General features: G+C 70.3%; 19 protein-coding genes. 3 read left to right on the top strand and 16 right to left on the bottom strand.

The genetic code is table 11. The features are described from left to right. Nucleotides 1-24 precede the first annotated feature (24 nt). Nucleotides 25-1506 carry an aldehyde dehydrogenase gene (locus tag ACWEV3_RS05435; protein ID WP_452612708.1) on the bottom strand — a complete coding sequence of 494 codons (1482 nt, stop codon included), beginning with the start codon at nt 1504-1506 and terminating at the stop codon, nt 25-27. 271 nt (nt 1507-1777) lie between these two features. Here ACWEV3_RS05435 and ACWEV3_RS05430 point away from each other — a divergent pair, with 271 nt between their 5' ends. Next, on the top strand, nt 1778-3046 hold the full coding sequence (locus ACWEV3_RS05430; RefSeq protein WP_452612707.1) for an SLC13 family permease: 1269 nt from the start codon (nt 1778-1780) through the stop codon (nt 3044-3046). Nucleotides 3047-3201: 155 nt separating this feature from the next. On the opposite strand, the gene rraA is transcribed toward ACWEV3_RS05430, so the two are convergent. Together rraA and ACWEV3_RS05420 are read right to left on the bottom strand one after the other, a co-directional pair. After that, on the bottom strand, nt 3202-3675 hold the full coding sequence (gene rraA, locus ACWEV3_RS05425) for a ribonuclease E activity regulator RraA (RefSeq protein WP_358570735.1): 474 nt from the start codon (nt 3673-3675) through the stop codon (nt 3202-3204). Nucleotides 3676-3920: 245 nt separating this feature from the next. After that, a complete protein-coding gene (locus ACWEV3_RS05420; RefSeq protein WP_452612706.1) occupies nt 3921-4724 on the bottom strand; it encodes an alpha/beta fold hydrolase in 804 nt (267 codons plus the stop codon). A 26-nt stretch (nt 4725-4750) separates the two neighbouring features. Here ACWEV3_RS05420 and ACWEV3_RS05415 point away from each other — a divergent pair, with 26 nt between their 5' ends. Further along, nucleotides 4751-5236 (top strand): MarR family winged helix-turn-helix transcriptional regulator, encoded by a 486-nt coding sequence (locus tag ACWEV3_RS05415; RefSeq protein ID WP_452612705.1) that lies wholly within the window; start codon nt 4751-4753, stop codon nt 5234-5236. Between the two features lie 91 nt (nt 5237-5327). Here ACWEV3_RS05415 and ACWEV3_RS05410 read toward each other — a convergent pair whose 3' ends face one another. The 9 genes from ACWEV3_RS05410 to uvrC form a co-directional block, all read right to left on the bottom strand. Continuing rightward, nucleotides 5328-5672 carry an RNA polymerase-binding protein RbpA gene (locus tag ACWEV3_RS05410; protein ID WP_358570726.1) on the bottom strand — a complete coding sequence of 115 codons (345 nt, stop codon included), beginning with the start codon at nt 5670-5672 and terminating at the stop codon, nt 5328-5330. Nucleotides 5673-5727: 55 nt separating this feature from the next. Then, nucleotides 5728-5961 (bottom strand): preprotein translocase subunit SecG, encoded by a 234-nt coding sequence (gene secG, locus ACWEV3_RS05405; RefSeq protein WP_358570723.1) that lies wholly within the window; start codon nt 5959-5961, stop codon nt 5728-5730. 276 nt (nt 5962-6237) lie between these two features. Continuing rightward, complete coding sequence (gene tpiA / locus ACWEV3_RS05400; RefSeq protein WP_132491584.1) at nt 6238-7023, bottom strand: triose-phosphate isomerase; 786 nt, start codon at nt 7021-7023, stop codon at nt 6238-6240. A 2-nt stretch (nt 7024-7025) separates the two neighbouring features. Then, nucleotides 7026-8228 (bottom strand): phosphoglycerate kinase, encoded by a 1203-nt coding sequence (locus ACWEV3_RS05395; protein ID WP_452612704.1) that lies wholly within the window; start codon nt 8226-8228, stop codon nt 7026-7028. Between the two features lie 416 nt (nt 8229-8644). Continuing rightward, nucleotides 8645-9655 (bottom strand): type I glyceraldehyde-3-phosphate dehydrogenase, encoded by a 1011-nt coding sequence (gap, locus tag ACWEV3_RS05390; protein WP_452612703.1) that lies wholly within the window; start codon nt 9653-9655, stop codon nt 8645-8647. Between the two features lie 357 nt (nt 9656-10012). Continuing rightward, on the bottom strand, nt 10013-10999 hold the full coding sequence (gene whiA, locus ACWEV3_RS05385) for a DNA-binding protein WhiA (protein WP_093260428.1): 987 nt from the start codon (nt 10997-10999) through the stop codon (nt 10013-10015). Continuing rightward, nucleotides 10990-11958 carry a gluconeogenesis factor YvcK family protein gene (locus ACWEV3_RS05380; protein WP_452612702.1) on the bottom strand — a complete coding sequence of 323 codons (969 nt, stop codon included), beginning with the start codon at nt 11956-11958 and terminating at the stop codon, nt 10990-10992. Before ACWEV3_RS05380 ends, whiA begins: the two co-directional genes overlap by 10 nt. Further along, a complete protein-coding gene (gene rapZ / locus ACWEV3_RS05375; protein ID WP_093260432.1) occupies nt 11955-12833 on the bottom strand; it encodes an RNase adapter RapZ in 879 nt (292 codons plus the stop codon). The genes ACWEV3_RS05380 and rapZ overlap by 4 nt, the downstream gene beginning before the upstream one ends. Next, a complete protein-coding gene (uvrC, locus tag ACWEV3_RS05370; protein ID WP_452612701.1) occupies nt 12826-14853 on the bottom strand; it encodes an excinuclease ABC subunit UvrC in 2028 nt (675 codons plus the stop codon). Before uvrC ends, rapZ begins: the two co-directional genes overlap by 8 nt. A gap of 145 nt (nt 14854-14998) precedes the next feature. Between uvrC and ACWEV3_RS05365 the strand changes: the two genes are divergently transcribed. Next, on the top strand, nt 14999-15937 hold the full coding sequence (locus ACWEV3_RS05365) for an MBL fold metallo-hydrolase (protein WP_452612700.1): 939 nt from the start codon (nt 14999-15001) through the stop codon (nt 15935-15937). A gap of 94 nt (nt 15938-16031) precedes the next feature. On the opposite strand, the gene ACWEV3_RS05360 is transcribed toward ACWEV3_RS05365, so the two are convergent. The 4 genes from ACWEV3_RS05360 to ACWEV3_RS05345 form a co-directional block, all read right to left on the bottom strand. Then, nucleotides 16032-17111: a glycoside hydrolase family 172 protein gene (locus ACWEV3_RS05360; RefSeq protein WP_452612699.1), complete on the bottom strand. Its 1080-nt coding sequence runs from the start codon at nt 17109-17111 to the stop codon at nt 16032-16034. 277 nt (nt 17112-17388) lie between these two features. Then, nucleotides 17389-18855, bottom strand: coding sequence for a hypothetical protein (locus tag ACWEV3_RS05355; protein WP_452612698.1), 1467 nt, complete (start codon nt 18853-18855; stop codon nt 17389-17391). After that, nucleotides 18855-19634 carry a hypothetical protein gene (locus ACWEV3_RS05350; RefSeq protein ID WP_452612697.1) on the bottom strand — a complete coding sequence of 260 codons (780 nt, stop codon included), beginning with the start codon at nt 19632-19634 and terminating at the stop codon, nt 18855-18857. The genes ACWEV3_RS05355 and ACWEV3_RS05350 overlap by 1 nt, the downstream gene beginning before the upstream one ends. A 136-nt stretch (nt 19635-19770) precedes the next feature. Further along, nucleotides 19771-20793 (bottom strand): dihydroorotate dehydrogenase, encoded by a 1023-nt coding sequence (locus ACWEV3_RS05345; protein ID WP_452612696.1) that lies wholly within the window; start codon nt 20791-20793, stop codon nt 19771-19773. Nucleotides 20794-20899 lie beyond the last annotated feature (106 nt).

The following is a 20899-nucleotide window of genomic DNA, read 5'->3' as shown; positions in this document are numbered from 1 at the left end:
GGCCAAATCGGCGTTCGCGGTTTCTCAGAGGCGGATCGAGAAGGGGTCGGGGGTCTGGCCGGTGAGGTCGACCATCACGTTCTTGGTGTTGAGGTATTCGCGGAGGGCTTCTTCGCCGCGTTCGCGGCCGTAGCCGGACTTCCGGGTGCCGCCGAAGGGCGCCTGCGCGGCGCCGGCCCGGTAGGTGTTGACCCACACCGTGCCCGCTCGCAGCCGCTTGGCGACCAGGTGGGCGCGGGTCAGGTCGTTGGTCCAGATCCCGGACGCCAGGCCGAAATCGCTGTCGTTGGCGATCTTGACGGCTTCGTCGTCGTCGGCGAACGGGATCGCGCTCAGCACCGGGCCGAAGATCTCCTCGCGGGCCAGCTTCGAGTCGTTGGCGACGTCGGCGAACACCGTGGGCCGCACGAACAGCCCCTCGCCCAGCGCCGGGTCATCGACCGGCTCGGCGCCGGCCACCGCGCGGGCGCCGGCTTCGACACCGGAGTCGATGGCGCGCTGGATGCGGTCGCGCTGCGGCTCGTTGGCCACCGGACCCATCTGCGTCCGCGAATCCATCGGGTCGCCAAGCCGGATCTCCGCGGCTCGCGCCGCGACCGCCTGCACCACCTGCTCGTAGACCGATTCCTGCACCAGCAGCCGGCTTCCGGCGATGCAGGTCTGGCCGCCCGCGGCGAAGATCCCGGCGACCGCGCCGGTGACCGCGCGGTCCAGGTCGGCGTCGGCGAAGACGATGTTCGGGGACTTGCCGCCCAGCTCCAGCGTGACCGGGATCAGGTTCTTCGCCGCGGCCGCCGCGATGGCCCGGCCGGTGGGCACGCTGCCGGTGAAGCTGATCCGGTCCAGGCCCGGGTGCTCGGTCAGCGCGATCCCGGCCTGCGGCCCGCCCGTGACGATGTTGATCACGCCCGGCGGAAAACCGGCCTCCGCCACCAGATCCGCCATCCGCAGCGTCGTCGCCGAAGCGTGCTCGGAGGGCTTGACGACCGCGGTGCACCCCGCCGCCAGCGCCGGGGCGAGCTTGTTGGCCAGCAGCTGCATCGGCGAGTTCCACGCGGTGATCAGCGCGGCGACGCCGATCGGCTCGGCGAGCGTGTAGTCCAGGGTGTCCGGGTTGTCCAGCGGGATGGTGCGCCCGTAGAGCTTGTCGGCGTAACCGGCGAAGAACCGGTAGTTGCGGGCGGCGAAGCGGGCCTGGCCGGTGGTCTCGCGGACCAGCTTGCCGTTGTCGGTGGACTCCAGCCGTCCCAGTTCCTCGGCGTGCTCGTCCACCAGCGCGGCCAGCCGGTTCATCAGCTCGGCGCGGCGCACGCCAGGCGTCGTCGACCAGCCGCCGTCGAAGGCGGCGCGGGCCGCGGAGACGGCGGCGTCGACGTCTTGCGGGCTCGCGTCCGGAATGGTGGCGAACTCCGCCGCGGTGAAGGGGTTGATCGCGGGCAGCTCCTGCCCGGTGGACGCCCGCACCCGCTGCCCGCCGATGAGCATCCGGTCACTGGGGTTGGTCATGAGACGCACTCCATGGTCGGTCGACGTCATCGCGCCGGGGGCAGGTGCCTCCACAGGCCCCGCGAACCCCGGTACGCCGTTGTATACAGAAGCATACTCACGCTCTGGCGCGGCGTGTCAAGCCCGAACCCTTGCGCCCCAACGGAGTCGAGTCGACGACAAAGAAGCTCTTGACCTCACGTCGCGTGTCCGTATTCTGCTGCATACAGTTGCGCACTGTGGCATTCAACTGAATTCTTTCGTCGCCCCAACCCCGCAGAGAGGAACAACGATGTCCGCTGCGATCGCGGCCAGCGTGGGTTGCCTGGTCCTGATGTTCGCCCTGGCGATCGCCTTCGACGTCAACATCGGCGTGCTCGGCTTCGTCGGCGCGCTGGTGGTCGCCGGCATCGGCGGGCTGTCCGTGGACCAGGTGCTGGAGTCCTTCCCCGCCGACATCTTCGTGCTGATCGCCGGGGTCACGTACCTGTTCGCGATCGCCCGCGAGAACGGCACCGTCGAGCTGATGGTCCGGACCGGCGTCCGGCTGGTCGCCGGCAAGGTGGCGCTGATCCCGGTGGTGTTCGGCATGATCGCCGCGGTCCTGGTCTCCTTCGGCGTCTTCCCCTCCGCGGCGCTGGCGCTGCTGGCGCCGCTGGCGATGACCTTCGCCGCGCAGTACCGGGTCAGCCCGCTGCTGATGGGCCTGATCATCCTGCACGGCGTCAACGCCACCGCCATGTCGCCGATGAACTCCTACGGCGCGGTGACCAAGAGCGTGCTGGAGAAGTCCGGTCTGGCCGACGTGTCGATCTGGAGCGTGTTCACGCTGTTCCTGGCGATGTACGTGCTGCTGATGGCGGTGGTGTACTTCGCCTTCGGCGGGATGCACCTGATCCGGCACGGCCACGGCAAGGAGCCCGCGGTCGACGGCGTCGACACCACCGTGGAGCGGGCGAAGATCGCCGGCGAGCAGAAGGTCACGCTGCTGGCCATCGCGGCGCTGATGGTGCTGGCGCTGGGCTTCGGGCTGGACGTGGGCATCACCGCGTTCGGGCTCGGCGCGCTGCTCACGCTGTTCTTCCCGAAGCGCGCCGACGGCGCGGTCAAGGGCATCTCGTGGAGCGTCATCCTGCTGACCTCGGGATTGTTCGTCTTCGTCGGCGTCGCCGAGGAGGTCGGCGCGATCGCCTACGCCTCCAACGCCATCGGCAGCCTGGGCAACCCGCTGATCACCACCCTGCTGGCGTCTGTGATCGGTGGTGTCGTGTCGGCGTTCGCCTCCACCACCGCGACGCTGGGCGCGACCTTCCCGATCCTGATCCCTCCGCTGCAGGCGGCGAACTTCGCGCACATCCCCGGCGCGGTGGCCGGTTTCGGCGTGGCGGCCAGCGTGGTCGACGTCAGCCCCACCTCCCCGAGCGGCGCGATGCTGATGGCCAACGTCCGCAACCGCGACAAGCAGGTCTACTTCCGCCAGCTGCTGAGCTACGCCGGCGCCATGCTCGTCTCCGGATCCCTGGTGCCGTGGTTCCTGCTGGTGGTGCTGGGCCTGGGCTGAGCGGCCGTGAGCGCCTGACCGGGCTCCGGCCCGGTGCCCCGATCAGGCGAGTTCGGCGAAGTGCCCGACCCGGCCGGGCGTTCGCGCACCGCCGCCAACCGCCGGAACGCGATCGGGACGGCCTGCGCGTGCGCTCGGCCGTCGGGCCGGCGAAACTACGGCTCGGTGATCACCACGATGCCGTCCTGGTCGGACACCACGTGCTCGCCGGGCACGAACCGGATGCCGCCGAGCTCGACGACATCGTCGACGGTTCCCTCGCCGGTCTTGGTGCTCTTTCGCGGATTGGTGCCCAGCGCCTTGACGCCGAAGTCCATCCCGGCGAGCACCGCCGAGTCGCGCACCGCGCCGTTGATGATGACCCCGCTCCAGCCGTTCGAGCGGCCGATCTCGGCGATCAGGTCGCCGATCAGCGCGGTGTGCAGCGAGCCGCGGCCGTCGATGACCAGCACCTGGCCGTCGCCTGGCTCGGAGAGGACCTTCTTGAGCAGGGCGTTGTCCTGGAAGCACGTGACCGTGCGGATCCGGCCTTCGAACGCCTCGCGCCCGCCGAGGTTGCGGAACTGCACGTCGCAGCTGCGCACCTCCGGGCCTTCCCGGTCCGCGAGATCAGCCGTCGCCTGAGCCATGAGTCCTCCCGGATCGCCGCTGTCGTGGACGGCGAGCGTACCCACCGGTAGCCGGACGCGACCCAACACCGCGACCAACGCCACACCGGCCCCGGTACCGCAGTTTCAATTGAAACTGCACACCAGGTGGTGGACGCCGGCTTCCAGGAATCACCCCGTCGTCGGTGAGCGGTCGGCCGCCCACCGACGCATCGAACGGGCTCCCCGGGAAATCGACGCGCCCGACGGATTCTCTCCGCGAACTCCTATCCGTCCAGGTGGCGGCGGATCAACTCGTTGACTTCCCGCGGGTTCTCCATGCTGGCCATGTGCCCGACGCCGGCCATCTCGACCAGTTCGGCGTTCGGCATCCGCTCCACCGCGTCCCGCGCCATCCGGTGCAGGTCGAGCGCCTCCAACTCGCCGACGACCAGCAGCGTCGGCGCGGTGATCTCCGCCAGCCTGCTCGCGACGTCGCGCTCCAACAGCCGCCCGGTCGCGGTGTGGTGGTTGCCCACGGTCGTCATCGCCATGTCCCGGCAGCGCGACCGGATCTGCTGGTCCACCTCGTCCGGCCGGCGGTGCGGGCCGTCGACCCCGATGCGCAGGAAAGCCTCGACGTACCGGTCGATGTCCATCGCCTGCCTGGCGGCCTCCTGCTCACGGTGCCCTTCCTGGATGAACGGGTCGCGGAAGTCGACCGGCGGGATGCCCGGGCCGAACAGCACGATGCGGTCCACCCGCTCCGGGTGCTGCAGCGCGAAGGTCAGGGCGGTGGCGCCGCCCATCGAGTTGCCCATCAGGGACGCGGTGCCGACCTCGAAGTGGTCCAGCAGCGCCAGCAGGTCTTCCTCGGCCCGGACGTCGGTCATCGCGGTGCTGGAGCGCCCGTGGGAGCGGGCGTCGTAGCGGATCAGCCGGTGGTCGGCGGCGAATTCGAGCTGCTCGTCCCACATCCCCACGCCCAGGTAGCCGGCGTGCAGCAGCACCAGTGGCGGACCGGAACCCACCACCTCGGCGTACAGCTCGCCGTCCGGGACCGGAACTCGTACTGATTCGATAGTGTTCATGACAACCAAGGTGTCATAATGACACCGTGGTTGACAACTCTGATTCCCCGCTGCCGCCCACCGAGCTCGGACCGCGACTGGCCGAGGTCTACGCCGTCCTCGGGCCGCTCTACCGCCGCGTCGCGCGCCTGGTCGAACAGCAAAGCCCCAGCAACGGGCTGTCCGTCGGCGTGCGCGCGGTGCTCGAACGGCTGGAAATGGCGGGCACTGCCGAGACCGTCCCCCAGATCGCCCGGACCCTGGAGCTCAGCAGGCAGTTCGTGCAACGCATGGTCAACGACGCGCAGGCGGCGGGATTCGTCGCGCTGAAGCCGAACCCCGCGCACCGCCGCTCGTCGCTGGTGGCACTCACCGAGGCCGGGCGCACCGCCATCCGCGGGGTGCAGGCGGAGGAGCACAGAACGATGGGGCTCGTCGGCGGCGACCTGACCGATGCCGATGTCGCGACGACCATGCGGGTGCTGCGGCACATGCTCGCCGCGGTCAACGAGATCGACGTCGAGCCGTCGTGAGCGCTGAAGCCGGTTTTTTACCGGAGTCAGCACTCACGAGAAACGAACCGGGCCGGGTGAGCTGTCGCCCACCCGGCCCGGTTCGTTGATCTCAGCGGCCCTTGCGCTCGCGGAGCTTGGCCAGCGCTTCCTCCAGGATGGCCATCCCGTCGGCATCGCTGCGCCGCTCCTTGACGTACGCGAGGTGGCTCTTGTACGGCTCGTTCCGCCGCGCCTCGGGCGGGTTCTCCTGGTCCAAGCCCGCCGGCAAACCGCAGCGCGGGCAGTCCCATTCCTCCGGCACCTCGGCGTCCATCGCAAACGACGGCCGGCTGTGGTGCGCGTTGGCGCACCAGTAGTCGACCCGCTTGCGCGGCGCGGCTTCCCCCCGCTCCGACTCGCCTACCGTGGGGCCCGAGCCCACACGCGTGCCGCGAATGGCGTTGCCACCAGTCATCCGTCTTCACCCACCAAGCGGCCCGGGGTTGTCGACCGGCTGGGTGCCCGGTCGATCAACCGATCTTGATCAACACGCCGACACCGATGATGGAGATGACCCACAGCGCCATGACGAACAACGTCATCCGGTCGAGGTTCTTCTCCGCCACACTGGAACCGGCCAGGTTGGACTGCATACCGCCGCCGAACAGCGAGGACAGACCGCCGCCCTTGGCCCGGTGCAGCAGCACCAGCAGCACCAGCAGCACACTCGTCACGATCAACACGATCTGCAGGAAAAGAGTCATCACGTCCTCGTTCGCACAGCGGTCCGCGACCAAGCGTACCGGGCCACCAACAGCGAGTTGACCACCGTCCACCCGTTTGCCGCCACGACGGTCTCACAACCCGGGCCGACAGCCCCCACAGGGGCCGATCCCGAACAGGTGATGAGCGAAGGGCACCCGTCGACCGAGCACCCCGGTCAACACGCCCTCCACCCCGTCCGACCTCGCCCCCGAGGCCCGTGGACCGCAATTTCAATGGAAATCAGAGGTTCGATTTCCATTGAAATTGCGGGAAGATCACGGGATGGGGCCGCCTGCAGCCATGGCGGAGAGCTTGGCGAACTCGTCGCCGTTGAGGCTCGCGCCGCCGACCAGGGCACCGTCCACGTCCGACTGGCCGATCAGGTCGCCGATGTTGCTCGACTTCACCGAACCGCCGTAGAGCACCCGCACCTCGTCGGCGATCTCCTTGCCGTACTTCTCCTCCAGCGCCGCCCGCAGCGCCCCGCAGACCTCCTGCGCGTCCGCGGCGGTGGCGACCTTGCCGGTGCCGATCGCCCACACCGGCTCGTAGGCCACCACGACCTGGCGCACCTGCTCGGCCTTGAGACCCTTGAGCGCGTTGATCAGCTGCGTCGTGCAGTGCTCGACGTGGCCGCCGGACTCGCGCACGTCGAGCTGCTCACCGACGCACAGGATCGGCGACATGCCGTGCTTGAGGGTGGCGCGGACCTTCTTGTTCACCAGCTCGTCGGTCTCCGCGTGGTACTCGCGGCGCTCCGAGTGGCCGACCACCACGTAGCTGCACCCGAGCTTGGCCAGCATCGGCCCGGACACGTCACCGGTGTAGGCCCCGGACTCGTGCTCGGAGATGTCCTGCGCGCCGTGCTTGAGCAGCAGCTTGTCGCCGTCGATCAGGGTCTGCACGCTGCGGATGTCGGTGAACGGCGGCAGCACCGCCACCTCCACCTTCGCGAAGTACTTCTCCGGCAACGCGAAGGCGACCTTCTGCACCAGGGCGATCGCCTCCAGGTGGTTCAGGTTCATCTTCCAGTTGCCGGCGATCAGTGGCTGCCTGGCCATGTTCAGCGCTCACCTTCCAGGACGGCCACACCGGGCAGGTCCTTGCCTTCGAGGTATTCCAGCGACGCGCCGCCGCCGGTGGAGATGTGCGAGAAGCCGTCCTCGGGCAGCCCGAGGGTGCGCACCGCGGCGGCCGAGTCGCCGCCGCCGACCACGCTGAACGAGTCGGAGTCGACGATGGCCTGCGCGACGCCGCGGGTGCCGTCGGCGAATGCCGGGAACTCGAACACGCCGGCCGGGCCGTTCCAGAACACCGTGCCGGCCTCGCGGAGGATCCCGGCGAACTGCTCGACGCTGCGCGGCCCGATGTCCAGCCCCATCCAGTCGGCCGGGATCGCGTCGGCGGCCACGACCTGCTTCTCCGCGTCCGCGGCGAAGCGATCGGCGGCCACCACGTCCACGGGCAGCACCAGCTTGTCGCCGTGCTCGGCGAGCAGCTGCTCGGTGGAGGAGATCTGGTCCTCCTGCAGCAGCGAGTTGCCGACGTTGTGGCCCTGGGCGGCCAGGAACGTGTACGCCATGCCGCCGCCGATGAGCAGCTTGTCGACCTTGGGCAGCAGGGCCTTGATGACGCCGAGCTTGTCGGAGACCTTCGAGCCGCCGAGCACCACGACGTAGGGGTGCTTCGGGTCGCCGGTCAGGGTGCGCAGCACCTCGACCTCGGCGAGCACCAGGCCGCCGGCGTAGGCGGGCAGCCGCTTGGCGACGTCGTAGACCGACGCCTGCTTGCGGTGCACCACGCCGAAACCGTCGGAGACGAAGGCGGCGTCCGGGCCGACCAGCGCGGCCAGCTCGTCGGCCAGCGCGCCGCGCTCGGCGTCGTCCTTGCTGGTCTCGCGGGCGTCGAAGCGGACGTTCTCCAGCAGCGCGACCGACCCGTCGGTCAGGCCCGCCACCACGGACTTCGCCGAGTCGCCGACCAGGTCATCGGCCAGCGCGACGTCGGCGCCGAGCAGCTCGCCGAGGCGCCGCGCGACCGGGGCCAGGGAGAACTTCGGGTCCGGCTCGCCCTTGGGGCGGCCGAGGTGCGCGGCGAGCACCACCTGGGCACCGGCCCCGGTCAGCTTCCGGATGGTCGGCAGGGAGGCGCGCACCCGGCCGTCATCGGTGATCTTCTCGCCGTCCAGCGGCACGTTCAGGTCGGCGCGCACTAGGACACGCCGACCCCGAACGCCCTCGGACAGCAGATCGTCTAGGTTCTTCACGTCTGCTGCTTCCTACTCGTTGTTGGTACTTGCCCGAGTAGGACGTTTCGCTCTCCGCCGTACCACCTGTGTACGACTGGAGTCCAGGCTGGGCAGTCTCAGCCGATCGGCCATCGTTCCGCAACCTGCGGCGATGGCTACGCCCCATTCTTTTCCACAGAGCACCCCGCACGAACGGTGACGTACCGACCTGGGCCAATACGTGTGAACTCTGGGACCTGAACGGGCCGTTACCGGGAACATCCCGACGCCTGGCACCCTACTCGATCTTTCCAGTTTTGATCAAAACGCGGGACGCCCGCACCGAGTCGACCGCTCGGATGGGTGAGAGCTGGAACCAACCCGCACACTCTCCACGGGAAGACCCGCACGAGCCGAGGTGTTCCAGCGGCTCATGCGGGTCTCCGGGAATCAGGTCAGGAAAGCTTCTTGCCGACCAGGTCGACGAGGTCGGCGAGGCGGTTGGAGTAGCCCCACTCGTTGTCGTACCAGCCGACGATCTTGACCTGGTTGCCGATGACCTTGGTCAGCGGCGAGTCGTAGATCGTCGAGTGCGGGTCGGTGACGATGTCGGCGGAGACGATCGGGTCCTCGTTGTACTTGAGGATGCCCTTGAGCTTGCCCTCGGCGGCCGCGGCCTTGAACGCCTCGTTGACCGACTCGACCGTGGCGTCCTTGCGGACGGTGGCGGTGAGGTCGGTGACCGAGCCGGTCGGCACCGGCACGCGCAGCGCGTAGCCGTCCAGCTTGCCGTTGAGCTCCGGCAGCACCAGGCCGATCGCCTTGGCCGCACCGGTGCTGGTCGGCACCACGTTGATCGCGGCGGCGCGGGCGCGGCGCAGGTCCTTGTGCGGGGCGTCCTGCAGGTTCTGGTCCTGCGTGTAGGCGTGGATGGTGGTCATCAGGCCCTGCTCGATGCCGAAGGCGTCGTCGAGCACCTTGACCATCGGGGCCAGGCAGTTGGTGGTGCAGGAGGCGTTGGAGATGATGGTCTGCGAGCCGTCGTACTTGTCGTCGTTGACGCCCAGCACCACGGTCAGGTCTTCGCCCTTGGCCGGGGCGGAGATGATGACCTTCTTCGCACCGCCCTCGTCGACGTGCTTGCGGGCGTCCGCGGCGTTGGTGAAGAAGCCGGTGGACTCCACGACGACGTCGACGCCCAGGTCGCCCCACGGCAGCTTGCCCGGGTCGCGCTCGGCGAGGATCTTGATGAGCTTGCCGCCCACCTCGATGCCCTCACCGGTGACCTTCACCTCCTGGTCGAGGCGGCCGAGGATGCTGTCGTACTTGAGCAGGTGGGCCATGGTCGCGACATCGCCCAGGTCGTTGGCGGCCACGATCTCGATGTCGTGATCACTGGCGGTCGCGGCCCGCCAGAAGTTCCGCCCGATCCGACCGAAGCCGTTGATACCTACGCGAACGGTCACGCCGATCTCTCCTCGTGACTGACCCGGCCGACGACGCGGCGGGTGAGGTTGATGGTCTCGGCATCACCCTATCTGCCACCGGGGCCTTCGCACGCGGGCGGGCGAGCGGGCTCACGCTCCGGAAACGCGACGTCTCCCACCAGCCGCACCCGGCCCGCGACCAACCGCGACCACACCCGCATCAGCGCAGTTCAACGCGCTGCGGAGCGAACCGATAGAGGCGGTCGCGACGATCGCCGCCCGTGATCGGCATCTCTGCACCGGTTCGGCGCGGTGCCGGATTTTCACAGTTCGAATTGAAACGGTGATTTACCGACTACCGGGACCGCAGTTTCAATTGAAACTGCGGTCGACCGGTCAGGCGTCGGCTTCCAGCATCTCGGCGGTCACCGCGGATTCGGTGTCCGGGACGCCCAGTTCGCGGGCTCGCTTGTCGGCCATCGCCAGCAGGCGGCGGATCCGGCCGGCCACCGCGTCCTTCGTCATCGGCGGGTCCGCCAGCTGGCCGAGCTCCTCCAGCGATGCCTGCCGGTGCGCCAGCCGAAGCCGGCCCGCCACCGTCAGGTGATCCGGGGCCGTCGGGCCCAGCAGCTCCAGCGCGCGCTCCACCCGGGCGGCCGCGGCGACCGCGGCGCGCGCCGAGCGGCGCAGGTTGGCGTCGTCGAAGTTCGCCAGCCGGTTGGCGGTCGCCCGCACCTCGCGGCGCATCCGGCGCTCTTCCCACGCGAGCACGCTGGAGTGCGCGCCGAGCCTGGTCAGCAGCGCGCCGATGGCGTCGCCGTCGCGCACCACAACCCGGTCCGCGCCGCGCACCTCGCGCGACTTCGCCGCCACGCCGATCCGCCGCGCGGCACCGACCAGCGCCAGCGCCGCCTCCGGCCCCGGGCAGGTGACCTCCATCGACGACGACCGGCCCGGCTCGGTCAGCGAGCCGTGCGCCAGGAAGGCGCCGCGCCACGCGGCTTCCGAATCGCAGGCGCCGCCGGAGACGACGTGCGCGGGCAGGCCGCGCACGGGGCGGCCGCGCGGATCGAGCAGTCCGGTCTGCCGGGCGAGGCCCTCGCCGTCCTTGACCACCCGCACCACGTACCGGGTGCCCTTGCGCAGCCCGCCGGAGGTGATCATGTGCACGTCGGACTGGTGCCCGAACAGTTCGTGGATCTCCTTGCGGAGCCGGCGCGCCGTGGAGCCGCTGTCCAGCTCGGCCTCGATCACCACCCGGCCGGCGACGATGTGCAGCCCGCCGGCGAAGCGCAGCAACGAGGACACCTCAGCCCGTCGGCAGCACGTCTTCGTCACCGACAACCGGCTCAACTCGTCCTTGACCGCCGCGGTCATCGCCACCGGTCCGTCCTCCTCTCCAATGCGGCCCGCAGGCTGGCCGCCAGCGCCTCCGGGTCGTGCCGTCCCGGCACGGCCGGCGCGGCGATCTTGTCCAGCAAAGTCTGCGCACCCAGACCGGCGGCCGCAGCTCGAAGCCGATCAGGGGTGGGCACCGAGTCCGCGTCGGCCAACACCGCGTCGACCCGCAGCCGCGGTGCGTGCTGCGAGAGTACGTCCAGGTGCTGTTCGGGTGAGAAGCCCGCCGTCTCACCCGGCTGCGGGACGAGGTTGAGCACCACCACGCGGCGCGCGGTTGTGCTCACCAATGCCTCGTGCAACTCCGGGACCAGCAGGTGCGGCAGCACGCTGGTGAACCACGAGCCGGGTCCGAGCAGCACCAGATCGGCGCCCAGCACGGCCTCCACCGCTTGCGGGCAGGCTGCCGGTTCTTCGACACCATTCGCGTGCAAACGCACTTGTTTCACTCGTCCGGGCGTACTGGCGATGGCCACCTGCCCCCGGATCGTGCGAATCGCGTCGGGATCGGAGTCGAGCCCGACGACATCGGCGGCCATGTCCAGCGGCACCGTCGACATCGGCAGGACCCGGCCCTGCACGCCGAGCAGCCGGCAGGCGTGGTCGAGGACCTCGACCGGATCGCCCAGCACCTCCAGCAGCCCGGCCAGCAGCAGGTTGCCGACGGCGTGGCCGGCGAGGGCCCCGCTGCCGCCGAAGCGGTGCTCGAACACCGTCGCCCACAGCTGGCCGTCGGTGTCGGAGTCGGCGAGCGCGGCGAGCGCCTTGCGGAGGTCGCCCGGCGGCAGCATGCCCAGCTCGCGGCGCAGCCGCCCGGACGACCCGCCGTCGTCGGCCACCGTCACCACCGCCGTCACGTCGGTGGTGATCTGGCGCAGCGCGGACAGCGTCGCCTGCAGGCCGTGGCCGCCGCCGAGCGCGACCGCGCGCAGCGGGGCGCTCACTCGCGCCCCAGGTCCCGGTGCACCGTCTTGACCATCATCCCGTCGTCCTCGGCGAGTCGGCGCGCTAGTTCCTCGGCGAGCGCGACGCTGCGGTGCTTGCCGCCGGTGCAGCCCAGCGCCAGCGTCAGGTACCGCTTGCCCTCGCGGTGGTAGCCGGCCCCGACCAGCCGAAGCAGCTGCTGGTAGCTCTGCAGGAACTCCTCCGCGCCTTCCTGGCCGAGCACGTAGTTGCGGACCTCCTCGTCGAGGCCGTTGAACTCGCGCAGCTCCGGGATCCAGAACGGGTTCGGCAGGAAGCGGCAGTCCATCACCAGGTCGGCGTCCATCGGCAGACCGTACTTGTAGCCGAAGGACAGCACGGTCAGCCGCGTGCGGGTGCTCGCCTCGGTGCCGAACGCGTCCTCGATCTTGGACCGCAGCTGGTGCACCGACAGGCTGGTGGTGTCCAGCACCAGGTCCGCCTCGGAGCGCAGCTTCGACAGCAGCGACCGCTCCGCGGCGATCCCGTCGGCCAGCCGCCCCTCCCCCTGCAGCGGGTGGCCGCGCCGCACCTGCTCGAAGCGGCGGATCAGCACCTCGTCGGTGGCCTCCAGGAACAGGACCTTCGGCTTGTAGCCGCGGGCGTCGAGGTCCTTGATGACCGCGCCCAGGTCCTCGGTGAACGCGCGGCTGCGCACGTCCATCACCACCGCGACGCGGGTGACCGCGCCGCTGGAGCGAGCCCCCAGCTCCACCATCGTGGCGATCAGTTCCGGTGGCAGGTTGTCCACCACGAACCAGCCCAGGTCTTCCAGGCACTTGGCCGCGGTGCTGCGCCCCGCCCCGGACAGGCCGCTGACCACGGCGACCTCGATGCCCGACTGCTCGTCAGTCACTGCTCTCCCCTTCAGCGTTGTCGGCGCCGGGCCCCGCCCGGTCGTCCGGCACCGGGCTCGGCCCGGTTCCCCCTTCGGCCGCCAGGGCCGAGTGCACGGTCTCGGCGGTGCGGCGGCCGATCCCGGGCACTGCGGCGATCTCGTCCACCCCGGCCTGGCGCAGCTTGCGCACCGAGCCGAAGTGCTTGAGCAACGCCGCGCGGCGGGTTTCGCCCAGTCCCGGAATCGCGTCCAATGTGGAGCTTGTCATGCGCTTGCCGCGCTTCTTCCGGTGGTAGCCGATGGCGAAGCGGTGCGCCTCGTCGCGGACCCGTTGCAGCAGGTAGAGCGCCTCGCTGGTGCGCGGCAGGATCACCGGGTCCGGGTCGGCGGGCAGCCAGACCTCCTCCAGCCGCTTGGCCAGCCCGATCACCGCGACGTCGGTGATGCCCATTTCGGTCAGCGCGTCCGCGGCCGCGTTGGCCTGCGGCGCGCCGCCGTCGATCACCAGCAGGTTCGGCGGGTAGGCGAACTTGCGCGGGCGGCCGGTGTCGGGGTCGATCGCCGCGCCGACGGGCCCCGAGCCGGTCTGCTCCGGCGGGATGTCGGACTTCGCCGTCTCGCTGAGGTAGCGGTGGAAGCGGCGGCGCACGACCTCGTCGATGGAGCCGACGTCGCCGCCCTCGGCGCCCTCCCGGACCTCGAAGCGGCGGTACTCGGACTTGCGCGGCACGCCGTCCTCGAACACCACCAGCGACGCCACCACGTCGGTGCCCTGCACGTGGCTGACGTCGATGCACTCGATGCGCAGCGGCGCGGTGTCCAGCGCCAGCGCTTCCTGGAGCTCCTGCAACGCCGCCGACCGGGCCGTCAGGTCGCCGGCGCGACGCAGCTTGTACTGCTGGAACGACTCCTTGGCGTTGCGCTCGACGGTTTCCATCAGCGCCCGCTTGTCGCCGCGCTGCGGCACCCGGAGGCTGACCCGGCTGCCGCGCAGCTCGCCGAGCCAGCCGGCGATCGCCTCCGCGTCGTCGGGCAGCTGCGGCACCAGCACCTCGCGCGGCACCGGGCTGCCGCCCGCGTCTGCCTGGTCGGCCAACGATGCCTGCTCACCGTAGAACTGGGTGAGGAACTGCGAGGTGAGGGCGGCGGTCTCGGTTTGCTCGACCTTGTCGATGACCCAACCGCGCTGGCCGCGCACCCGGCCGCCGCGGATGTGGAAGACCTGCACGGCGGCGGCGAGCTCGTCCTCGGCGAAGGCCACCACGTCGGCGTCGGTGCCGTCGCCGAGCACCACGGCCTGCTTCTCCATCGCCCGCCGCAGGGCCTCCAGGTCGTCGCGCAGCCGGGCGGCGCGCTCGAACTCCAGCTCCGCGGAGGCGGCCTGCATCTCCTTGTCGAGCTTGCGCATCAGCTGGTCGGTGTGCCCGGCCAGGAAGTCGCAGAAGTCCTCGACGATGTCCCGGTGCTCGTCGGCGTCGACCCGGCCCACGCAGGGCGCCGAGCACTTGCCGATGTAGCCGAGCAGGCAGGGGCGGCCGATCTGCGAGTGCCGCTTGAACACCCCGCCGGAGCAGGTGCGCGCGGGGAACACCCGCAGCAGCAGGTCGAGGGTCTCGCGGATCGCCCACGCGTGCGCGTACGGGCCGAAGTACCGCACGCCCTTGCGGCGCGGGCCGCGGTAGACGTGCAGGCGCGGGAACTCCTCGTGCAGGGTCACCGCCAGCACCGGGTACGACTTGTCGTCGCGGTAGCGGACGTTGAACTTCGGGTCGTACTCCTTGATCCAGGAGTACTCCAGCTGCAGCGCCTCGACCTCGGTGCCGACGACGGTCCACTGCACGCCGGTGGCCGTGGTGACCATCTGCCGGGTCCGCGGATGCAGCCCGGCGAGGTCGGCGAAGTACGACGAGAGCCTGCTGCGCAGGCTTTTCGCCTTGCCGACGTAGATCACTCGGCCGCCGGCATCGTGGAACCGGTAGACGCCGGGGGCGTCCGGGATCGTGCCTGGCGCTGGTCGGTAGGTGGACGGATCGGCCACGCCTCCACCCTACGTGCGGGGACCGACCGCCCGGATCTCGGTGCGCCGACCGTTCGGTCTACCACCCGGGGCGGCCCGGCGGGGCACACTGGGTGACGCCCGTGATCGCGCACCTCGGAAGAGCCCGGATCCGCGGAGGTCAGCAGTGAACATCGACAACGCCCATCCCGAACGTGCGACGCTGTCCGAGGTCGGCCCCGGGGTTCACGCGTGGGTCCAACCGGATGGTTCGTGGTGGATCAACAACGCCGGGGCGGTGCTCGGCGACGACGGCGTCGTGCTGGTCGACACCTGCGCGACCGCGCAGCGCACCCGCCGGTTCCTGGACGCGGTGCGCGCCGCGAGCGGCGATGCGCCGATCCGGTTCGCGGTGAACACCCACCTGCACGGCGACCACACGCACGGCAACGCGCTGCTGCCCGACTCGACCGTCCTCATCGGACACCCGGCGACCCGGACGGGCATCCTGGCGGAGACGATCCTCGCGGAGCCACCGCCGGTGTGGGATCCCGTGCCGGACTGGGGCATCACCGAGACCCGCGCGCCGACGGTGCTGCTGCAGGATTCGCTGGTCCTGCAGAGCGGCGACCGGCGGGTCGAGCTGCACCACCCCGGGTACACCGCGCACACGCCCGGCGACGTGGTGGCGTGGGTGCCGGACGCCGGGGTGCTGTTCACCGGCGACCTGATCTTCCACGGCGTCACGCCGCTGGTGTTCATGGGTTCGGTGGAGGGCGCGCTGAAGGCGCTGGACTGGCTGGCGGGGTTCGGCGTGGCGAAGGTGGTGCCGGGCCACGGCTCGGTCCTGCCGGGTTCGGCGTTCCCGCGGGTGCTGGAGGACCACGCCCGCTACTACCGGTTCGTGCTGGACACAGCCCGCCAGGCCCGCACCGACGGCCTCTCGCCGCTGGAGGCGGCCCGGCGCTGCGACCTCGGCGAGTTCGCGGGCTGGCCGGACCGCGAACGGATCGTCCTGAACCTGCACCGCGCCTACGCCGAAGCGGACGAGACCGAGTTCGACCGGGCGGCGGCGTTCGCCGACGCGATCGCCTACAACGGAGGCCCGCTCCGCTGCGCCGTCTAGCGATTTCCCGGGTGGGCGACCCCGGTTGGTGTGACGGTCCGCAATTTCAATGGAAATCAGAGGTTCGATTTCCATTGAAACTGCGGGCCTGGGGTCAGAGGGGGTGTGGGATGCGGTCTGCGACCGGGGCGAGGGTGACCGGGAGCGCCGGGAGGGTCTGGTACCAGTACGCCACCGACGAGACGTCGTCGGAGCGCTTGTTGGCGTGCCCGTGCTCGATGGTCACCTTGATGGACTTCTCGAACACCACCGGGTCTTCGACGTGGAAGCGGTAGTAGGACACCTGCCCGCTCCAGTTCGGCCCGCCCGGCATGGTCAGCCCGTGGTACGGCGCCTGGTACGACTGGTTCGGGCACCACGCGGTGTTGAAGTAGTCCTCGGTTCCGGTGCCGTGCAGCCGCGGCGGCCAGGGTTCGCCGTCGATGAAGAACATGTCGTCGCCCTCGCCGTACCAGTTCCAGTCGCTGGTGCGGCGGAGGTTGTGCACGTTGAGCACCGTGCCGACGTAGTGGCCGCGCCCCTCGGCCTCCAGCATCACGTAGTTGCCCGCGCCGTCGGTGTTGGTGCCGCCGAAGAGGAACTCCTCGTTGGTCTGATCGCCCTGCTCGACGCCATCGGTGGGGTTCTGCCGCCGCCACTGGGCGTGGAAGTAGCCCAGTTCCGGGTCGGCTTCGCCGTAGGTCTCGTAGTCGATGTAGTAGTAGAACGTCACCGGCTTGACGCTCATCTCGCTGATCAGCTCGAAGCGGGCGCGCCCGGCGAAGGGCATCGCGAACCAGCAGTTGAAGCCCTTGCCGTCCTGCGGGCTCATCTGCAGCGGCGCGGAGGAGAAGTTGGCGCTGCGGCCGTGCCCCATGCCGAAGAAGTCGCCCAGCGGCACCAGCACCGCGGGGTGCGCCGAGTCGTCCCAGGTGATCTTCAGGACGAGCCGCCGCAGGTAGTCGCCCTCCAGCTCGGCGGGCTTGCCGACGTGGTCGAGGGCGACGGTGCACCAGATGTGGGTGATCACGCCCGGCCCGGCGATGTCGGCCAGTTCCCTGGTCTCACCCGGCTCGATGCGCATGTTGTCGGTGTTGCCGCCGGTGCGGTCCCAGCTGGACACCCGGCCGCGCCGGGTCTGCCGCAGCCGGGGCAGATCCCGCAGGCTGCTGCCGAAATCCCCGTATCCGGACAAGATTCCTCCCCAGAAATAGCGTGTGTGTCCGTGATCACTTCTTACCACGCGAAGATCGGCGCACGATGCAATTTCCGGCCCCCGGCCCCGTTCAACGCACCGGCGCGACTTTTCCGGACGCCATGCTGGAAAGCGCCGTTGGGCAGCCAGCGGAACCGGTCCCACCGCCGGACTCGGCCGGGCGCAGGAACGCCGTCCACAGCTCCGCCGGCCGCCAACGCGATCGCGCCGAGCACGAGGAACCGACCTCGCAGCCGCGTCGCCGCCCGGATTCCTGTCACGACACGTCCTCGACGTCCCGCCATTCCGGCACGAAGTTGCCGTCCTGCCAGCGGAATCCGTCCGTCACCAGCAGGTTCGGTTCGCCCTGCGGGTCGTCCGGCGGTCGGCTCCACGACTGGACGGTCAGCTCGTCGCCGGACAGCGTCACGGTCGCCGGGGCGAGCCCGGTGCCCTGCGGTCCCGGGTCCTCGCCCAGCAGCGCCTGGATCAGCCGCGGCGAATCCGGTGGCGAACCGCCGTCGTAGACCTGCACTTCCCGGACGCTGGTGCCGTCGGCCAGGTCGCAGCTCACCGCCAGCACGGCCTCGGGACGGCCGTCGCCGGTCAGGTCCTGGAACCGGCCGTGCACGATAGCCCCGAATTCCTCGTCGCAGCCCCGCTCCGCCAGCACGGCCGTCCAGTCCGCACCGCCGAGCGGACCGTAGGGATCCGGCTCGCACAGCCGGGCCGCGCCGGTTTCCGCGGTGGAGCAATGGCGCACGTAGGCGTCCCAGCCCAGCGGCGGGTTCAACGGGTCGTAGAACGTCGAGAACACCAGTGCCGAATCGCCGTGCCGGTAGGTCACCGCACCGTTGCGGTAAACGCCGCGGGTCTCCAGGATTCGCGCGAACCCGGCGGGATCGTCGACGTCCACCAGCCCGTCGGCGACGCCGTCGTCCACCACCAGCGGCGCCGACATCGCCGCCAGGGCCGCGTCCATCCGGCCCTGGCAGGCCATGTCGTGCATGCTCTGCAGCTGCGCGATCGCCTGCCGGCTGAGCGCTTCCGGCGGCAGGTCCGCGATGGCGACGTCCGCGGGCGGGCAGCCGCCGCGGGATTCGCCCGGTTGCAGGAAGTCCGTGCCCACCTCGCGGTCGAATTCCGCCAGCATCCTCGGGTAGAGCTCGGCGACCGTCCGCAAGGGGGACGTGTACGCGCCGATGGCCACCAGCCACTCGTCCGACATGGTGAACGTCCACACCGGACCGCCGCCGATGTCGGTGACCGCCTGGCTCTCCGGATCCAGGTTGAAGTCGGTGGTGGTGAACAGCGCCGACATGTCGCCGAACCACGGGCTCGCGATCTTCGTCCACGCGATGCCACCGCTGGTGGTCGGACGCTGGCAGTTGCCGGCCGAGCGCAGCGCGTCCCGCACCGGCGCCACGTCGTCCTGCGCCAGCTGCACGATCGCCACCTGCGCAGGGGTTTCCGCGCCGATCGTGTAGCCCTTGAAGACGGCGGAACTCGCGGTGCGGAACTGCTGGACGGCCGGCACCGGGGCGCAATCCTCCACCGCCGCGAGGAAGAAGGCCCGGTCGAACGAGTCTTCGTCCTGCGCCCGGAATCCGTCTCCTCCCGACGGCAGCAGCGCGGCCACCTCCTGCGGCGAACGGACTTCCGGCGGCCGATTCCACCAGATCCCCAACCCGATCCCGGCCGCCACGACCACGACGAGCGCCAGCACCCGGAGCCCGTACCGCATCAGCAACCGCCCGCCCGCTCCGGGAAGCTCCAGGACTGCATGCCCCGAGCCGCGAAAACCGCCCCGTACCGCGGGCTGAAGCCGGTCATCTCGAACTCGCCGGCGTCGGGCTTCGCGGTGTAGGTCTGCGGTTTCCCGTCGATGACGAGGTCGACGTCGATCACCCAGCGGTAGTGGCCGTCGTCGGCGCGCGATTCGACCTGGAACACCACCGTTTCGCCGTCGGCGAGCTGCTGCGCCTGGCCGGCGAAGTACGGCTCGCCGAGCCGCCTGCCGTCGAGCACCCGCGCCACCGGGCGGAACTCGTCGAGGTCGAAGCCGACCCGCTTCGCGGGCAGGTCGCCCTGCGGCGTGCTGCAGAGCAGCGTGCCGGCGACGTTCGGCTCCCGGCTCAGGATCCGGGCGCGCATGTTCGTGATCACGACGTCGCGGGAGCGAGCGCCCTCGATGGTCACCGTAGTGCCGTGCACGCCGACTTTCACCGCGCGGTGCAGCGCCGGCGAATCGGCCAGGAACTCCGCAGGCGTCCCGATTTCCGCGGGTTCGGCCACGTCGGGCAGCGCGTAGCTGCGATCGTCCACCGGGCCGCCGTCCGAGCTCGCCCAGACCAGGACCGGCGGGCGCGACACGTCGCGGGCGGCGTTCCACAGCATCGGCGCGGCGATCCCGGCCAGCGCGCCGACGAGCGCCACGACCACGAACGCCGGGCCGCGCAGCAGCCGTTGCCACCACTTGCGCCGCGGTGTCGCGGCGCCGGATCCATCCGATTCCGTCGCCACCAAGCGTCGCCTCCTCGGCTACGCCCAAGGATCAACATCCCGAGCGTACCGAGCGCGCGAGCGCCCAGTGGCGGCATTCGCCCGATCACCGCTGCCCGCAAGGCGAAAGTCGCCCGATGCGAGCAACGCCGGCGGATCAGCGCTGCGGCGGCGTGTAGTTCTCGATGCGGCGCACCAGGTTCCGGATCCGGGCCGCGTACAGCGGCGAGAGCGCGTAGCCCGGGTAGCTGGCGAACCAGCTGGCGCTGCCCAGGCTGACCGCGTCGGCGCCCGCCCAGAAGTACTCGCGGCAGTCGTCGAAGCTGCGGATGCCGCCGGTGGCGATGATCGGCAGCGTCACGCCCGCGTCGCGCAGTTCCTTGACCACCCGCAGGCCGATCGGCTTGATCGCGCGGCCGGAGAGCCCGCCGAAACCGTTCTTCAGCAGCGGCTGCCCGGTGTTCGGGTCCAGCCGCAGGCCCTTGACGGTGTTGATCGCGGTCAGCGCCGCCACCCCGTGGCGGGCCGCCAGCCGGGCGTGGCCGAGGTAGTCGTAGTCCGGCGAGAGCTTCAGGATCACCGGGTGGTTGCTGCGCGGCACCGCCTCGGCCAGCACCGACTCGATGATCTGGTTGAAGTCGAAGTTGACGTTGTGGCAGGAGACGTTGAACTCGACCGCGGCGATCTCGCCGGCCGGCACCGCGGCGTTGACCTTGTCGACCAGCGTGACGAACTCCTCGGCGGAGAAGCCGCCGACGGAGATGATGGTGTTCTGCTCGCGGGTGCGCGGGTAGTAGTCGCGCAGGTAGGCGTCGATGCCGACGTTGCACCAGCCGAAGGCGTTGAGCCAGCCGCCGTCGACCTGCCGCAGCGCCTGCCCGTACCGCTTGATCAGCGCGGGCAGCTCGTGCAGCGGCCACACGTCGCGGGTGGTGAAGTGCCCCTCGCGGGGCTCGACGGTGACCGTGCGGGTGGTGACCGCGCCGAACCGGGACAGCGGCACGAACTGCGAGATCGGGCTCATGCCGTAGGGCACCAGCTTGGTGTTGGCCACGCCGTAGCCGAGCAGGCTGGACGAGGTCACCAGGCGGTTGCGCAGTCTGATGTCGCCGAGCCGCACGCCGAGCTCGGACGGGACGTCTCGCACCAACCGAAGGTTGCGCTCCTGGGCCACGCTCACGATCTCCTCCTACCCGACGTCTCCACGCCGTCGACTCCCATTGTCCCTCACCCGGAGCAGTGCACCGCCCCGGGTTCGCACATCGCACCCGCACGCAGGGTTGCCT

The sequence above is a fragment of the Saccharopolyspora sp. NPDC003752 genome, from assembly GCF_053605825.1.
Note: the sequence above shows the minus strand (reverse complement) of the source record. Positions and strands in the feature narration are given on the sequence as shown.

Excerpts from the sequence above, each read along its gene's own strand:
- rraA (WP_358570735.1), bottom strand. The coding sequence starts at position 3,675 with ATGGCTCAGGCGACGGCTGATCTCGCGGACCGGGAAGGCCCGGAGGTG.
- ACWEV3_RS05410 (WP_358570726.1), bottom strand. The coding sequence starts at position 5,672 with ATGACTGGTGGCAACGCCATTCGCGGCACGCGTGTGGGCTCGGGCCCC.
- ACWEV3_RS05430 (WP_452612707.1), top strand. The coding sequence starts at position 1,778 with ATGTCCGCTGCGATCGCGGCCAGCGTGGGTTGCCTGGTCCTGATGTTC.
- ACWEV3_RS05420 (WP_452612706.1), bottom strand. The coding sequence starts at position 4,724 with ATGAACACTATCGAATCAGTACGAGTTCCGGTCCCGGACGGCGAGCTG.
- ACWEV3_RS05435 (WP_452612708.1), bottom strand. The coding sequence starts at position 1,506 with ATGACCAACCCCAGTGACCGGATGCTCATCGGCGGGCAGCGGGTGCGG.
- ACWEV3_RS05355 (WP_452612698.1), bottom strand. The coding sequence starts at position 18,855 with ATGCGGTACGGGCTCCGGGTGCTGGCGCTCGTCGTGGTCGTGGCGGCC.
- tpiA (WP_132491584.1), bottom strand. The coding sequence starts at position 7,023 with ATGGCCAGGCAGCCACTGATCGCCGGCAACTGGAAGATGAACCTGAAC.
- secG (WP_358570723.1), bottom strand. The coding sequence starts at position 5,961 with ATGACTCTTTTCCTGCAGATCGTGTTGATCGTGACGAGTGTGCTGCTG.